The organism is Mycobacterium sp. IS-1496 (assembly GCF_001499995.1).
Classification (GTDB): Bacteria; Actinomycetota; Actinomycetes; order Mycobacteriales; family Mycobacteriaceae; genus Mycobacterium.
The window spans coordinates 141,176-155,200 of sequence record NZ_LQIU01000001.1 but is presented as its reverse complement, the minus strand read 5'-3'; the positions used below and the strand labels follow the sequence as shown (position 1 = coordinate 155,200).

The window sequence follows — 14,025 nt, the reverse complement described above, 5'->3', positions numbered from 1 at the left end:
CGGAGATGACAGAGGACAAGAAACCGCCCCGGCTGGCCCAGGGGCGTGAACACGTCGTCGCCACGGTCGACGAGATCCCGCCCGGTGCACACAAAGTCGTCCCGATCGGACGCCACGGCGTCGGCGTCTACAACGTCAACGGCGCTTTCTACGCGATCGCCAACTACTGTCCGCACGAAGGTGGTCCGCTGTGCGCCGGCCGTGCCCGCGGGCGCACCGTCGTCGACGACGACGTGCCCGGCGACGCGGTGATGGTGCGCGACCTGGAATACATCTACTGCCCCTGGCATCAATGGGGTTTCGAACTGGCGACCGGAACCACCGCGGTCAAACCCGAATGGAGCATCCGCACCTACCCGGTCCGCGTGGTCGGCAACGATGTGCTGGTGATGGCATGACGGTGTCCCCTCTCTCCGCGACCGTGCGGGTCTGCGCACGACACGTCGCCCCTTTCCCGCAGTTTGCGCACGCTCGTGGAGGTACCGCATGACCACGACCGAGGCCGCCGGTCCCGAACTCAAACGCGGCGAGAAGGTCATCGAGATCAACGGCGGCAAGGTCGTCTACGAGATCCTCGGCAAGAGCGGCGATTTCATCGCACTCACCCCGGGCGGACGGTTCAGCAAGGACATCCCGGGGTTGCGGCCACTGGCGCAGGCGCTGGTCAAGGGCGGCTACCGGGTGCTGCTGTGGGACCGGCCGAACTGCGGGAAGTCCGACGTGCAGTTCTACGGCCAGAGCGAATCGCACATGCGGGCCGAGACGCTGTACCAGCTGATCACCACGCTCGACATCGGGCCGTGCATCATCGCCGGCGGTTCCGGCGGTGCGCGGGACTCGATGCTGACGGCCATGTTGTATCCCGAGATCGTCACCAAGCTCGTCGTGTGGAACATCGTCGGCGGCGTCTACGGGTCGTTCGTACTCGGCTCGTACTACATCGTGCCGAGCATCCTGGCGGTGCGCGGCGCCGGTATGAAGGCCGTCGCGCAGGTCGCCGAGTGGCAGGAGCGCATCGCAGAGAACCCGGGCAACCGCGACCGGATCCTCGGCCTCGACGCCGACGAGTTCCTCAAGCTGATGTTGCGCTGGCTCAACGCCTTCGTGCCCAAGCCGGGTCAGACGATCCCGGGCGTGGAGGACGAGATGTTCGACAACATTAGGGTGCCCACGCTCATCATCCGCGGCGGCGAGAACGACCTCGACCACCCGAAGCGGACGTCGCTGGAGGTGAGCTGCCTGATCAAGGGATCCACGGTCATCGATCCGCCGTGGCCGGAGGACGCCTGGGAACGCGCGGGCGAGAAGCGCGCGTCCGGCAAGGTCAAGCGGTTCAACATGTTCGACACCTGGGTGCAGGCGGCGCCGGCGATCCTGGACTTCCTGAAGCGATGAGTGCCTCAGATCGTGCGGATGTGCACCTCGCAGTTCAGCGAGGCCTCCAGCGCGGTGTGGATACGGCTCTCCGGGATCCGCTCCATGTCCGCCTTGCGCAGCGTCACGTGCACCACGTCCCACCCGTCGTCGTCCGCCGTGCGGGTGATGTCGCCGGTGAGTCCGAAACCGGCCAGCACGCCGTACGCGTCGTCGTCGGTGCCGCGGCTGATGTAGGTGAGCACACCGGCGACCGGCTCGGTGCCGAAGGCGTTCGTGCACAGATCGACCGCCGTGCGGGTGAGGCGGTCCGGATCGTCGCCGGTGATGAGCAGTTCGGCTTCGCGGCGCCCGGGCGGCATGGCGGGCAGGTTGTTGTCCACCACCTCCGCGCCCGCCGCAAGGCCGAGTTCGCGCAGGCGCGACATGCCGTCGGCTAGCTGCGCGGGTGTCAGCACACCCGCCGGGTCCACGCCCACCCGCACCACCGCAGTTCTCATGTCGGCCAGCCTATCCGCGGAGATGAAGCGCAGATGAACCCCACCGCAACCGATCTCACGACCGCCGTCTGGCCGGGCACCATACCACGCCTGCTGCAGGTGACGGCCGGGCGCGAGGACTACGCCGACTACGCCTCCTCCGGCGGATACCGTGACCTGCCCGATCCGGACGGGCTGCTCGACGACGTCGAACTCTCCGGGCTGCTCGGTCGAGGCGGCGCAGCGTTCCCGATGGCGGTCAAACTGCGCTCGGTACGCGACCACGGGCGTACCCGCGGCGGCGCCGGCGCGATCGCCAACGGCGAGGAGGGCGAGCCCGCGTCGATCAAGGACCGGTGGCTGCTGCGGCACCGTCCGCACCTGGTGCTCGACGGACTGCGGTTGGCCGCCCGCATCGTGGAGGCCGAGCGCGCCGTCGTCTACGTCTCCGATCCGGAATCCGCGCGCAGCGTGGAAACCGCGCTGAACCAAGTGGATTCGGCGGTGTTGGACGGGGTGTCGGTCAGTGTGGTCGTCGTCGACGCCGGGTACGTGGCCGGTGAGGAGACCGCCGCGGTCCGCGCCGTCAACGGCGGTCCGGCCAAGCCGACGGACAAACCGCCGCGCCCGTTCGAGGAGGGGGTGGGCGGGCTGCCCACGCTCGTCAGCAACGTCGAGACGCTCGCCAACCTGCCGTATCTGCACGAGCACGGGGCACGGGACTACCGGGCGGCGGGCACACCGTCGTCCCCCGGCACGTTCCTCGCGACCATCACCGGTGGCGGCCGGCCGCCGGCGCTCTACGAGTTGCCCCACGGCCTGGCCCTCGGCGATGTGCTCACCTGGCACGGGATCTCACCGGATTCGGTCAGCGGTGTGCTGATGGGCGGGTACTTCACCGGTCTGCTGAACCGGGACGTCCTCGATGCGACGCTCGATCACGAGGCGCTGCGCCGGCTCGGCAGCGGGTTGGGCTGCGGGGCAGTCGGCGTGCTGACCGACGAATGCCCCGTCGCGGTCGCCGCGTCGGTGCTGGCCTACTTCGACCGGGAGAACGCCGGACAGTGCGGATCGTGCTTCAACGGGACCGCGGCCATGGCGGCCGTGGCCGTCGCGCTGCGCGACGGGGTGGCCTCCGACGAGGATCTGGCCCGGCTGGAGCGGTGGTCGGTGGTGCTGAGAGGCCGGGGCGCATGCGCGACGCTCGACGCCGCCACGAACGTCGCCGCCAGCCTGCTCACCGCGTTCCCGCAGGCGGTGGCCCGCCACCGGCAGGGCAGCTGTGACAGCTGCGCCGTCGACCGGTTCGACGTCCGACGACCCTACGAAGTGGAGGCGGTGGTGAGCGCGTGAGGATCCGACTCGATCGCACGATGTGCGACGGCTTCGGCATCTGCGCCAAGCATGCGCCGGAGTACTTCTCGCTCGACGACTGGGGCTACGCCTCGCTGATCGGCAACGGCACCGTGCCCGAGGCGGATCAGCCGGCCGTGCGGCGCGCCCTGCTCGACTGCCCCGTCCACGCCATCATCGAGATGCACGAAGGAGAACCGGTGCGCGACAAGCCCTTCCAACCGCCGGCCGGCGCCACCCCCGCGGACGACGGTATGAACGGTGATCACGCGGGCGCGGTCCGCGAAGAGCACATGCTTCCGGGGCTGTAGACGTGGCCGACATCCCGGGCCGGCCGCTGCCTCAGCTCACCGCGCAGAACGAGTTCTTCTGGACCGCCGGCGCCGACGGCGAACTGCGCATCCAGCAGTGTCAGGACTGCGAGTCGCTGATCCACCCGCCCCAACCGATCTGCCGGTACTGCCGCAGCCAGAAACTCGGCGTGCGCACCGTCTCGGGTCGAGGCACGCTGGCCGGGTTCACCGTCAACCACCGCTTCGGTTTCCCCGATCTGCCGCCGCCGTACGTGGTGGCGCAGGTGGCGCTCGAAGAGGATCCGCGGGTCCGGTTGACCACCAACATCATCGAATCCGAACCCGACAGCCTCGAACTGGGGCAACCCGTCGAGGTCGTGTTCGAGCAGGCGGCCGACGTCTGGCTGCCGCTGTTCCGGCCGGTGGCCGGGCAACCCGGTGCGTTGCCCGCCGACGAGATCGCCCCCGAACGGTTCGGCGACCATGTCCGCCCGATGCTGCCCGGCCCCAAGTTCGAGGAGCAGTCGGCGATCACCGGCATCGGCGCGTCACGACTGGGCCGCAGGCTGATGGTGCCGCCGCTGTCGCTGACCATCGAGGCGTGTGAGGCCGCCGTCGCCGACGCGGGCCTGACCTTCGACGACATCGACGGACTGTCGACCTACCCGGGCCTCGACGTCGCGGGCATGGGGGAAGGCGGGGTGACGGCGCTCGAAGGCGCGCTGGGGCTGCGCCCCACGTGGATCAACGGGGGTATGGACACCTTCGGCCCGGGCGGCTCGGTGATCGCCGCCATGATGGCCGTCGCCACCGGAATGGCGCGCCACGTGCTCTGCTTTCGCACCCTGTGGGAGGCCACGTTCGGTCAGCTGCTCAAGGAGGGCAAGATGGCACCGCCCGGTGGCGGGCGGACGACCAGTTGGCAGATGCCGTTCGGCGCGACGTCGGCCGCACACACCCTGGCGCTCAACGCGCAGCGCCACTTCCACCGGTACGGCACCACCCGCGAGACGCTCGGCTGGATCGCGCTCAACCAGCGGGCCAACGCCGCGCTCAACCCGACGGCGATCTACCGCGATCCGATGTCCATGGACGACTACCTGTCGGCCCGGCCGATCACCACTCCGTTCGGCCTCTACGACTGCGACGTGCCCTGCGACGGTGCGGTCGCGGTCGTCGTGTCCGCCGTCGACACCGCCCGGGACATGCCGAAGAAGCCGGTGTTCATCGAGGCCGTCGGCACCCAGATCCTCGAACGCACCGACTGGGACCAGACGACCCTGACCCACGAACCACAGGTGCTCGGCCAGTCCGCACACCTGTGGACGCGAACCTCGTTGCGGCCCAATGACGTCGATGTCGCCGAACTCTACGACGGGTTCACGTTCAACTGCCTGTCGTGGATCGAGGCCCTCGGCTTCTGCGGGATCGGTGAGGCGAAGGACTTCCTCGACGGCGGCCACAACATCGCCCGCGACGGGGTCCTGCCCCTCAACACCCACGGCGGTCAGCTCTCCCACGGCCGCACCCACGGGATGGGCCTGATGCACGAGGCTGTCAGCCAGCTGCGCGGGGAGGCCGGTGAGCGTCAGGTGGCCGACGCCCGGGTGGCCGTCGTGAGCAGCGGCGGGTTGACGCCGAGCGGCGTGCTGCTGCTGCGGACGGACGGATGACCATGTCAGCCCCACGCCCCCGGGTCGTGATGGTCGACGGCGTGCCGATGTCCGGCCTGATGGCCCAGGCGGCCGGGGAGCCGCGTGCGGTGGTCGTCGCACTGCACGGCGGGGCGAGCACCGCCGCCTACTTCGACTGCCCCGGCCATCCGCGACTGTCGCTGCTGCGGCTGGGCGCCCAGCTGGGGTTCACGACGATCGCCCTGGACCGCCCCGGTTACGGCAGTTCGGCCCCGTATCCCGACGCGATCGAGCGTCCGGAACAGCGGGTGTCGCTCGCCTACGGTGCTGTCGACGCGATGCTCGGCGACACACCGCGAGGCGCAGGGGTTTTCGTCGTCGCACACTCGAACGGCTGCGAGCTCGCCCTGCGGATGGCCACCGACGCCGGAGCCGACGCGGACGTGATCGGGCTGGAGTTGGCAGGCACCGGGCTGCGGTATCAGGACGCGGCGCAGGACATCCTCCGCGAAGCGGGCCCCACCCGGCGGCCACCTGGCCTACGGCAGCTGCTCTGGGAGCCCGCCGACCTGTATCCCCCGGCGGTGCTGACCGGGATCACGAACTCCTCCACCGGTGCGCCGTACGAGGCCGCAATGGTCAGGGACTGGCCGCAGCGCGACTTTCCCGCGCTGGCCGCCGAGGTGCGGGTGCCGGTGCGGTTCAGCCACGCCGAACACGAACGGGTGTGGTGTTCCGACGCCGACGCGCTGGCGCGGATCGCCGCCGTGTTCACCAACGCCCCGCGGTTCGTCACCGCCGCGCAGGCTGCGGCCGGGCACAACCTCAGCCTCGGGGTGACTGCCGCGGCGTATCACCTGAAGGTGCTGTCGTTCGTCGAAGAGTGTGTCGTCTCGCGCGGCGCCGAAGAGAAGCTGGAGGTGGGCTAGATGCGTGTCGGATTCATAGGCCTGGGCAGTCAGGGTGCGCCGATGGCGCGCCGGATCGTCGAGGGCGGGTACGAGTTGACGCTGTGGGCGCGCCGCCCGGCCAGCCTCGAACCGTACGCCGACACCGCCGCCAAGACCGCGGGCAGCCCGGCCGAACTCGCCGCCGCCAGCGACCTGGTGTGTCTGTGCGTGGTCGGCGACGACGACGTGCGCGAGGTGCTCTACGGCGACACCGGTGTGCTGGCGGGCCTGGCGCCCGGTGCGATGATCGCCATCCACAGCACCGTGCACCCGGACACCTGCAGGGAGATCGCGGAAGAAGCCGCCGCGCAGGACGTTTCGGTGATCGACGCGCCGGTCAGCGGTGGCGCACCCGCGGTCGAGCAGGGCACGCTGCTGGTGATGGTCGGCGGCGAGGAGGCCGACTTCGAGAAGGCGCGTCCGGTCTTCGCGACGTACGCCGATCCGATCGTGCACCTGGGCCCGCTGGGCAGTGGCCAGGTGACCAAGATCCTGAACAATCTGCTGTTCACCGCGAACCTCGGGAGTGCGCTGTCCACACTGGAACTCGGTGAGTCGCTCGGTATCCCGCGGGCGCGGCTGGCCGAGGTCCTCAACGGCGGGTCGGCGACCAGCAAGGCGCTCGGCAGCATCAGCATGTTCGGCGGGACGGTCGAGGCCCTGGCGCCGATCGCCGGTGCGCTGCTGCAGAAGGACGTCCGGCACGCCGCGAGCATCGCGGCCAGGGCTTCGGCCCCCGAGGGTTCGGTCTTCACCGCGGCCGACACCGCGCTGGAGTCCATGGACCACCCGCGGTGAGCAGGGTCGGTTTCGTCGGCGCCGGACGGATGGGCGCACCGATGGTGCGCCGCTTCGTCGACGCCGGCCACACCGTCACCGCGCTGGGCCGCACGCCGGAGAAGCGCACGGCGACAGCCGAGCTGGGCGCAGACGCGGTCTCGGAGCCGGCCGACGCCGCCGCCGGGGCAGACGTCGTGGTGCTCTGCGTGTTCACCGACGACCAGGTGCGCGAGGTGTGCCTCGACGGCGGTCTGCTCGCGGCCATGTCGCCGGGCGCCACACTGGTCGTCCACACGACGGGAAGTCCTGACACGGTCCGGCGGCTCGCCGCGCGGGGGCGCGAACGCGGGGTCGAGGTCGTCGACGCGCCGGTCAGTGGCGGCCCGCACGACATCGAGGCCGGGGCGGTGACGCTGTTCGTCGGAGGCTCCGAGGCCGCCGTCGAGCGGGTGCGGCCGGTGCTGACCGCCTACGGTGATCCGATCCTGCACGTCGGACCGCTCGGCGCCGGGCAGAGCGTGAAGTTGGTCAACAACACGGTCTTCGCCGCGCAGATCGGGCTGCTGCGCGAGGCGGTGCGGCTCGGTGCGGCGCTGGGGGTGGCCGAACCCGAGCTGCTGAGCGCGCTGACCCAGGGCAGTTCGGCCAGCCGGGTGCTGAACATGATCGCCGGGCGCGGATCGGTCGGCGCGTTCGTCGACATGGCAGGCGCATTCGTGGGCAAGGACGTCGACGTGGTCCGCGCCATCGCGGCCGCCGACGGCACCGACTTGGGCCTGCTCGACGAGGCCATCTCCGCGGGCCTCCGTGACCGGGACGTCACGCCGACGTGATCGCCGAACTCACGTCCGGAAGTGACGAAAACTGTTAGCTTTACAGTAAATATGCTTTACGTAACGCTTCCGGCAATCAGCCCGCCGCGAAGGAGGAGCCCATGACCAAGCCACGATTGGCGTTCGACCCGTACTCGCAGGAGTACTTCGACAATCCGTACGAGATCTATCGGCGGATGCGCGACGAGTCGCCCATCTACTACGACGAGGAGCAGGACTTCTACGCACTGACCCGTCATGCGGACGTCGCGGCGGCACTCAAGGACTACGAGTCCTTCTCGTCAACCCGAGGCTGCCACCTGTCCATGGTTCGGTCAGGCGAAGGCTTCCAGAAGTCGATCATCTTCATGGATCCGCCGGAACACCGCTTCATGCGGAGCCTGCTGAACAAGGCGTTCACCCCGCGCGCCATTCAATCCCAGCGCGACACCGTCGTCGACCTCGTCGAGCACTACCTGTCCAAGGTGGATCCCGCTCACTTCGACGTCGTGCAGGACTTCTCCGGCCCCTTCCCCGTCGAGGTGATCACGCGGATGGCCGGTGTGCCCGAGGAGTTCCGCCAGCAGGTCCGGCACTGGATCGACAAGGGCCTGGAGGTCAAACCGGGACAGATCGAGATCTCCGACGAGAACATGCAGGCCAACATGGATGCGGGCGTCTACTACTACGGCCTGGTCCAGGAGCGTCGGCAGAATCCGCAGGACGACATGATCAGCCGCCTGATCGCCGCAGAGATCCCTGGCGAGGACGGCCACATGCGCAAACTCGATGACATCGAGATCACCGGTTTCGTCGCGCTGCTGGGCGGTGCGGGCGCCGAGACCGTCACGAAGCTCGTCGGCAGCGCGGTCGTCGAGTTCGCCCGCCACCCCGAACAGTGGCAGCTGCTGCTCGACGATCGGTCCCTGATTCCCGCCGCGGTCGAGGAACTGCTGCGCTACGTCGGACCGGTGCAGTACAACGTGCGCTACACGCTGAAGGAGGCGGAGGTGCCCAGCGGCGTCATCCCCGCGCACAAGCCGGTGTTCCTGATGAAGGCCGCCGCCAACCGCGACCCGCGGGCATTCGACGACGCCGAGACGTTCGACATCACCCGTGATCGCACCCAGGCACAGAATCTCGGCCTGGGCTACGGCATCCACAGCTGCCTCGGCGCGGCGCTGGCCCGCATGGAGACCGCGATTGCGCTCGAGCACCTCCTCGACTTCATGCCGCGCTACGAGGTCGATTTCGACGGGCTGGAACGGGTGCACATGCAGAACGTCGCGGGATACCACCACGTGCCGGTGAGGGTGCTGCGATGACCAAGAAGATCGAAGTCGATTTCGGACTGTGTGAGAGCAACGGGGTGTGCATGGGCATCATCCCCGAGGTGTTCGACCTGGACGACGAGGATTACCTGCACGTCCTGACCGACGAGGTCACCCCTGAGAACGAAGAACAGGTCAAGGAAGCGGTGCGCCAGTGCCCGCGGCAGGCCATCAGCATCCGCGACGAATAAGACGCGTCGCGGCCGACCGGGAGAGTGAATGACCACCCCTAAGACCAATTCCGATCTCGTGTTCGACCCGTTCTCCGAGGAGTACTTCAACGAGCCGTGGGAGATTTATCGGCGCATGCGCGAAGAGGCGCCGGTGTACTACAACGAGGAATTGGACTTCTACGCGTTGTCGCGGCACGCCGACGTGGCGGCCGCGTTCAAGGACTACGAGACGTTCTCCTCGGCGTATGGCCTCGACCTGTCGATGGTGAAAACCGGTGAGCCGGCGCCGTTCAAGATGATCATCCTGATGGATCCGCCGGAGCACCGGCAGATGCGCAGCCTGGTCAACAAGGTCTTCACCCCGCGTCAGATCGCGAAACTCCAGCCGATGGTCGAAGAGACCATCGACTCGTGCTTCTGCGCCGCCGACCCGCAGCACTTCGACGTCGTTCAGGAGTTCGCCGCGTTCTTCCCGGTTGAGGTGATCACCCGGATGCTCGGCGTCCCTGAGGACCGCCGCCAGCAGGTGCGTCAGTGGGTGGACACCTCTCTGCACCGCGAACCCGGCCAGGAGGAGATGTCGCCGGAGGGCATGCAGGCCATTGCCGAGGCGATGGGACTGTACTTCGAGTTGATCGCGCAGCGCCGGGAGAAGCCCCAGGACGATATGTTCACCCGTCTCGTGCAGGCCGAGATCGAGCGCGAAGACGGGCGGATGGAACGGCTCGACGACCTCGAGATCGCCGGCTTCGCAACGCTTCTGGGTGGGGCCGGGGCCGAGACGGTGACCAAGCTGATCGGCAACGCCGCCGTCACGTTCGCCCGGTTCCCGGACCAGTGGCAGAAGTTGCTCGACGACCGGAGCAAGATCCCCGCCGCCGTCGAAGAGCTGTTGCGCTACGAGGCTCCGGCGCAGTACAACGTCCGTCGTTCGATGAAAGACGTGACGCTGCACGGTGTCACGATCCCGGCGGGCAAACCGGTGTTCCTGCTGGGTGGTTCGGCGAACCGCGATCCCGAGGCGTTCACCGACGCGGACGCCTTCGACATCGACCGCGACCGCACCGAGGCACAGAACCTCGGCTTCGGCTACGGGGTGCACAGCTGCCTCGGCGCGGCCCTGGCCCGGATGGAGAGCGCGATCGCGCTGGAGCGCCTGCTCGACTTCATGCCCCACTACGAGGTGCTGTGGGACCAGTGCCGCCGGGTCGCCATGCAGAACGTCGCCGGCTGGTCGCACGTCCCGGTGCGCGTGCTGCGCTGACGGCCACTCGGCCGCGGGAGCTCGGCCCACTCGTCGGTCAGGTGCGGCGACCGCCGTTGATACCGATGATCTGCCCTGTGACATACGAGGACTCGTCCTGACACAGGAAGATCGCGGCGTTGGCGATGTCCTCCGGACGCCCCGCGCGGCGCACCGGGGTGATCTTGGCGAAATGCTCCAGCGGTGCGGTGAACCGGCCTTCCTCGATGGCCTTCTCGAGCATCGGGGTGACCACCATGCCCGGCGGAATGGTGTTGACCGTGATGCCCTTCGGGCCGAGTTCGAGGGCGAGGCTCTTGGTGAACCCGATCACCCCGGCCTTGGAACTGACGTAGGCAGCCATCCGCGACTGCCCGCCCTGCGCGCTCGACGAGGAGATGTTGACGATCCGCCCCCAGTGCGCGGCGGTCATGTCCGGCAGCACCTCCTGGGTGCAGATGAACGGCCCACGCAGGTTGATCGCCATCACCCGGTCCCACTGCTCGTCGGTGACCTCGGTAAACTTGCCGAACTGCTCGACACCGGCGTTGTTCACCAGGATGAGCACCGGCCCGAGGTCGGCGCGCACCTGGTCGACTGCGGTCCTGACCGCAGCGCGATCGGAGACGTCGACGGTGTAGCCGTTGACCGTGCCACCCTGACCCCGTAACCGGGACACCTCGGTGGTGACCAGCTCGGTCGCGAGATCGAAGATGGCGACCTTGGTGCCGCGAGCGGCGAGCGCTTCGACGATCGCCAGACCGAGACCCTGGGCTCCCCCGGTGACTATGGCGGTGGTGTTCTCGAAAGGCATTGCGGCAGAATCTCTATGACAACCGGATGTCGGCCGAGGTCCGTGGTTCGGTCACTCGGCGCCACCGGCGCTTTCGAAGTCGGGCAGCGCGGCCGGGTCCGGCAGTTGCATCTGCAGGTAGACCGCGACGTGGGTGATCTTGTCGTTGGCGTCGAACTCGTACACCGACACGCTGTTCACCACACTGCTGAAATCGCCGACCTGGCTGCGCTCCTCGAGTTCGAGGAACGCCACGTCATCCGATTCGGTGAGGCGTTTGAACGAGCAGTCCCAGTCGGAGGATTTCGCCCAGTTGGTCAGGAACTCGGTGTACTCGGCCCAGTTCATCACCTCCTTGAACGGGCCGATGCGGACGAAGTCGTCGACGGCGATCAGCTCGGCCAGCGGCGCCCAGCTGTCGACCGAGAAGCCGGGCTCCTTGGCGCTTTTCACCAGCCGGCCCATGGTCTGGCTGTACTCCAGCACCGCCCGTGACCGCCCACTGGTCTTGCCGATGACGTCGTCGATCGTCGTCACACCGTCACCCCCGCGGCGGCGAGTGCCCGCTCCAGAGCCTCGACGTACTCCCCCGTGCCGTGGAACGGCCCGTGCACGCCGATCGCGACGTCGAGGAAGGCGTTGTACTCGTCGTTGACGTGGGTCTCCCACCGGGTGAGCTCACCCCCGTCGTTCGTCTGGACGAAGCTGTACGAGTAGAAGCCCATCTTCACGCCCTCCTCGGTGTGGCCCTCCCATCGCGTCTTCATCACCAGACCGTTCGCCGCAGGCCAGTAGTCGAAGGTGGCCGGCTTCCAGTCCGGGAACTTCAGCGAGTACGCCTTGGCCTCCATGGTCGAGGCCTTGGCGGTGTCGGTGGGGAACTCGGTGAACGGGAACGCCTGGTCGCCGGTGAAATACGGCGACACGTACAGTCCGTCGTCGGCGAACTTCCACGCGTCGGCGAAGGCTTCGCCGTCCTGCACGCCCTGGCGCAGGTAGGCGTCGCGGTACGCCTCGGCCATCCGGACGTGGTGGGCGATGCGTTGCTCGAGGTTCAACGGGTCCTTCTTTCGGTTTTGTTGTTCGACACGGGATGGTCAGCGATTCACGGTGTCGGCGAGGTAGCGGTCCACCACCGAGTGGTAGTGCCCGATGACGACTTCCTCCTTGACCAGCGACATGTGCTCGAGCCTGTCGTTGCGCAGGCCCTTCTGCTGGCGCGGCATCTGCTCGTAGTCCTGCTGCAGCGCCTCGAAGTACTTGTGGCTTCCCGGTGTGTCCACCACGATCGCCTCAGCCCGGACGGCATCGCGGAACTCCTCGGGCACGTACATGTAGCTGGCCACGTGCCAGATGCACCGGTTCGGATCGCCGTCGGGGTGCGGCCTGGACATGATGACGTGGCATTCGCCCGCGCGCACCGTCATGAAGTAGTTGGGGAACAACACCCAACCCTGGTTGTCGACCATCTGGCTGTCGGTCAGACCGCTGACGTCGAGTCCCATGCCCGTGAGCACCTCGCGCGTCGCCTGTTGCAGCAGGAGGCGCGCGGTGACGCCCTCCGGGAAATCCACGTTTCCGTCCGGGTCCTGGTAGGGCGCGATCAGTTCCTGGAACCGCGGGATGACCGCGACGGTGCCGGGGAAAGTCTCGGGCAGCGCCAGGATCCCGGCGACCTGGTCCTGCACACCGGCGCCCACCACCTCGAAGGGAGCCATCGCCACGCTGTGGTTCTCGAAGAACCGGTACCGCGCCGTCCGCGGATTGATGTGCAGCACCTGCAGCAACTGCGGATGGATGCCGTTGATGTGGTAGCCCTCCTCGAAGGCGTCCATGACGACTTTCCAGTTGCACTCGATGGCCTCGGTGACATCCATGACCGTGGTGAACTTCTCGATGTTGTAAGGCTCGATCAGGCTGACCACGTCGTCGCCGAGGTACTCACGCAGCGACTCGGCCTCGGGATCCGGGTTGAGGAAGATGAAACCGGCGAAGGTGTCGACGGACACCTGCAGCAATGAGTTCTCGCTCTTGTCGATCGGGCCGGCGAGGTTCTCGCGCAGCAGCCCCTTCAACCTGCCGTCCAGGTCGTAGGACCAGAGGTGGTACTGGCAGAGGAAGCCCCGCTTGGCATTTCCGGTGTCGGCGGTGCACAGCGCGTTGCCGCGGTGTCGGCAGGCGTTGACGAAACCCCTGAGCGTCTCGTCCTTTCCGCGCACGATGATGAAGGACTGATCGAGGATCTCGTACTTCTTCCAGTCGCCCGGTTTCGGCAGATCCTCGACACGGCCGGCGATCTGCCACGTCCGCTTCCAGATCGCCTCGCGCTCGCGCGCCGCGTACTCCGGGCAGGTGTACCGGTCGGTGGAGATGGTCATGTCGAACGTCCCCGGTTGGACGTCGTCCAGTCCGAGACCGAGCCCCGAGTCGGGGTCGAGCCATTCACCGGGGCGGGTTGCTGGCATCAAGGGAGTCCTCCTCTGTCGGCTTCGATCACGTCGCGGCGACGCCCGGACGAGGGCTGGTCCGGAGGTGACGCGCTGCTGCGATGAGGCGGGCATCGCCCGCGACCTGTGACGGTCCTCACTTTATACATCGACGTATCGCCAATACAAGCATGTATAAATGTGGCCGTTATCACAACGCAGGAAAGGCTCCACCGTGAGTTATCGACTCGACGTGGTCACCGACGACGCCGCCCACCCCTGGCCATCCTGGGCGCCCGCCTCCAGCCTCCTGATCAGGTCGCCGACCGGAAATCCACCGCCGGCCCCGAGATCCGCACCGAGGTGTCACCGATCGGTGGTGGG

General features: G+C 67.9%; 16 protein-coding genes. 11 read left to right on the top strand and 5 right to left on the bottom strand.

What is annotated here, in order from left to right; translation table 11 throughout:
• Nucleotides 1–5: 5 nt before the first annotated feature.
• Nucleotides 6–398, top strand: coding sequence for a Rieske (2Fe-2S) protein (locus AU195_RS00790; RefSeq protein ID WP_059157149.1), 393 nt, complete (start codon nt 6–8; stop codon nt 396–398).
• 88 nt (nt 399–486) lie between these two features.
• Nucleotides 487–1,395, top strand: coding sequence for an alpha/beta fold hydrolase (locus AU195_RS00785; RefSeq protein ID WP_059157148.1), 909 nt, complete (start codon nt 487–489; stop codon nt 1,393–1,395).
• Nucleotides 1,396–1,400: 5 nt separating this feature from the next.
• Here AU195_RS00785 and AU195_RS00780 read toward each other — a convergent pair whose 3' ends face one another.
• Nucleotides 1,401–1,874, bottom strand: a complete 474-nt coding sequence (locus AU195_RS00780; protein ID WP_059157147.1) for a hypothetical protein — start codon at nt 1,872–1,874, stop codon at nt 1,401–1,403.
• 33 nt (nt 1,875–1,907) lie between these two features.
• Here AU195_RS00780 and AU195_RS00775 point away from each other — a divergent pair, with 33 nt between their 5' ends.
• The 9 genes from AU195_RS00775 to AU195_RS00735 all read left to right on the top strand — a co-directional run bounded on the left by AU195_RS00775 (nt 1,908) and on the right by AU195_RS00735 (nt 10,443).
• On the top strand, nt 1,908–3,206 hold the full coding sequence (locus tag AU195_RS00775; protein ID WP_059157146.1) for an NADH-ubiquinone oxidoreductase-F iron-sulfur binding region domain-containing protein: 1,299 nt from the start codon (nt 1,908–1,910) through the stop codon (nt 3,204–3,206).
• A complete protein-coding gene (locus AU195_RS00770) occupies nt 3,203–3,517 on the top strand; it encodes a ferredoxin (RefSeq protein WP_082702918.1) in 315 nt (104 codons plus the stop codon). Before AU195_RS00775 ends, AU195_RS00770 begins: the two co-directional genes overlap by 4 nt.
• Before the next feature lie 2 nt (nt 3,518–3,519).
• Nucleotides 3,520–5,172 (top strand): thiolase C-terminal domain-containing protein, encoded by a 1,653-nt coding sequence (locus AU195_RS00765; RefSeq protein ID WP_059157145.1) that lies wholly within the window; start codon nt 3,520–3,522, stop codon nt 5,170–5,172.
• A gap of 2 nt (nt 5,173–5,174) precedes the next feature.
• Nucleotides 5,175–6,062, top strand: a complete 888-nt coding sequence (locus AU195_RS00760; protein WP_059157351.1) for an alpha/beta hydrolase — start codon at nt 5,175–5,177, stop codon at nt 6,060–6,062.
• Nucleotides 6,063–6,881 (top strand): NAD(P)-dependent oxidoreductase, encoded by an 819-nt coding sequence (locus tag AU195_RS00755; RefSeq protein WP_059157144.1) that lies wholly within the window; start codon nt 6,063–6,065, stop codon nt 6,879–6,881. It begins immediately after the preceding gene.
• Nucleotides 6,878–7,696, top strand: a complete 819-nt coding sequence (locus tag AU195_RS00750; protein ID WP_059157143.1) for an NAD(P)-dependent oxidoreductase — start codon at nt 6,878–6,880, stop codon at nt 7,694–7,696. The genes AU195_RS00755 and AU195_RS00750 overlap by 4 nt, the downstream gene beginning before the upstream one ends.
• A 101-nt stretch (nt 7,697–7,797) precedes the next feature.
• Nucleotides 7,798–9,000, top strand: coding sequence for a cytochrome P450 (locus AU195_RS00745; RefSeq protein WP_059157142.1), 1,203 nt, complete (start codon nt 7,798–7,800; stop codon nt 8,998–9,000).
• Complete coding sequence (locus AU195_RS00740; protein WP_059157141.1) at nt 8,997–9,197, top strand: ferredoxin; 201 nt, start codon at nt 8,997–8,999, stop codon at nt 9,195–9,197. The genes AU195_RS00745 and AU195_RS00740 overlap by 4 nt, the downstream gene beginning before the upstream one ends.
• Before the next feature lie 28 nt (nt 9,198–9,225).
• On the top strand, nt 9,226–10,443 hold the full coding sequence (locus tag AU195_RS00735; RefSeq protein WP_059157140.1) for a cytochrome P450: 1,218 nt from the start codon (nt 9,226–9,228) through the stop codon (nt 10,441–10,443).
• Between the two features lie 37 nt (nt 10,444–10,480).
• Here AU195_RS00735 and AU195_RS00730 read toward each other — a convergent pair whose 3' ends face one another.
• From AU195_RS00730 to AU195_RS00715, 4 genes are read right to left on the bottom strand one after another with little or no spacing between them, the layout of a single operon-like run.
• Complete coding sequence (locus tag AU195_RS00730; RefSeq protein ID WP_059157139.1) at nt 10,481–11,236, bottom strand: SDR family NAD(P)-dependent oxidoreductase; 756 nt, start codon at nt 11,234–11,236, stop codon at nt 10,481–10,483.
• A gap of 51 nt (nt 11,237–11,287) precedes the next feature.
• Nucleotides 11,288–11,752 (bottom strand): hypothetical protein, encoded by a 465-nt coding sequence (locus tag AU195_RS00725; protein ID WP_059157138.1) that lies wholly within the window; start codon nt 11,750–11,752, stop codon nt 11,288–11,290.
• A complete protein-coding gene (locus AU195_RS00720; RefSeq protein WP_059157137.1) occupies nt 11,749–12,273 on the bottom strand; it encodes a hypothetical protein in 525 nt (174 codons plus the stop codon). The genes AU195_RS00725 and AU195_RS00720 overlap by 4 nt, the downstream gene beginning before the upstream one ends.
• Nucleotides 12,274–12,312: 39 nt before the next feature.
• A complete protein-coding gene (locus AU195_RS00715; protein WP_059157136.1) occupies nt 12,313–13,680 on the bottom strand; it encodes an aromatic ring-hydroxylating oxygenase subunit alpha in 1,368 nt (455 codons plus the stop codon).
• Nucleotides 13,681–14,025 lie beyond the last annotated feature (345 nt).

What these genes read in the sequence shown, in the direction of transcription:
- AU195_RS00790 (WP_059157149.1), top strand. Translation starts at nt 6, where the DNA reads ATGACAGAGGACAAGAAACCGCCCCGGCTGGCCCAGGGGCGTGAACAC.
- AU195_RS00785 (WP_059157148.1), top strand. Translation starts at nt 487, where the DNA reads ATGACCACGACCGAGGCCGCCGGTCCCGAACTCAAACGCGGCGAGAAG.
- AU195_RS00780 (WP_059157147.1), bottom strand. Translation starts at nt 1,874, where the DNA reads ATGAGAACTGCGGTGGTGCGGGTGGGCGTGGACCCGGCGGGTGTGCTG.
- AU195_RS00775 (WP_059157146.1), top strand. Translation starts at nt 1,908, where the DNA reads ATGAACCCCACCGCAACCGATCTCACGACCGCCGTCTGGCCGGGCACC.
- AU195_RS00760 (WP_059157351.1), top strand. Translation starts at nt 5,175, where the DNA reads ATGTCAGCCCCACGCCCCCGGGTCGTGATGGTCGACGGCGTGCCGATG.
- AU195_RS00755 (WP_059157144.1), top strand. Translation starts at nt 6,063, where the DNA reads ATGCGTGTCGGATTCATAGGCCTGGGCAGTCAGGGTGCGCCGATGGCG.
- AU195_RS00745 (WP_059157142.1), top strand. Translation starts at nt 7,798, where the DNA reads ATGACCAAGCCACGATTGGCGTTCGACCCGTACTCGCAGGAGTACTTC.
- AU195_RS00740 (WP_059157141.1), top strand. Translation starts at nt 8,997, where the DNA reads ATGACCAAGAAGATCGAAGTCGATTTCGGACTGTGTGAGAGCAACGGG.
- AU195_RS00735 (WP_059157140.1), top strand. Translation starts at nt 9,226, where the DNA reads ATGACCACCCCTAAGACCAATTCCGATCTCGTGTTCGACCCGTTCTCC.
- AU195_RS00730 (WP_059157139.1), bottom strand. Translation starts at nt 11,236, where the DNA reads ATGCCTTTCGAGAACACCACCGCCATAGTCACCGGGGGAGCCCAGGGT.
- AU195_RS00715 (WP_059157136.1), bottom strand. Translation starts at nt 13,680, where the DNA reads ATGCCAGCAACCCGCCCCGGTGAATGGCTCGACCCCGACTCGGGGCTC.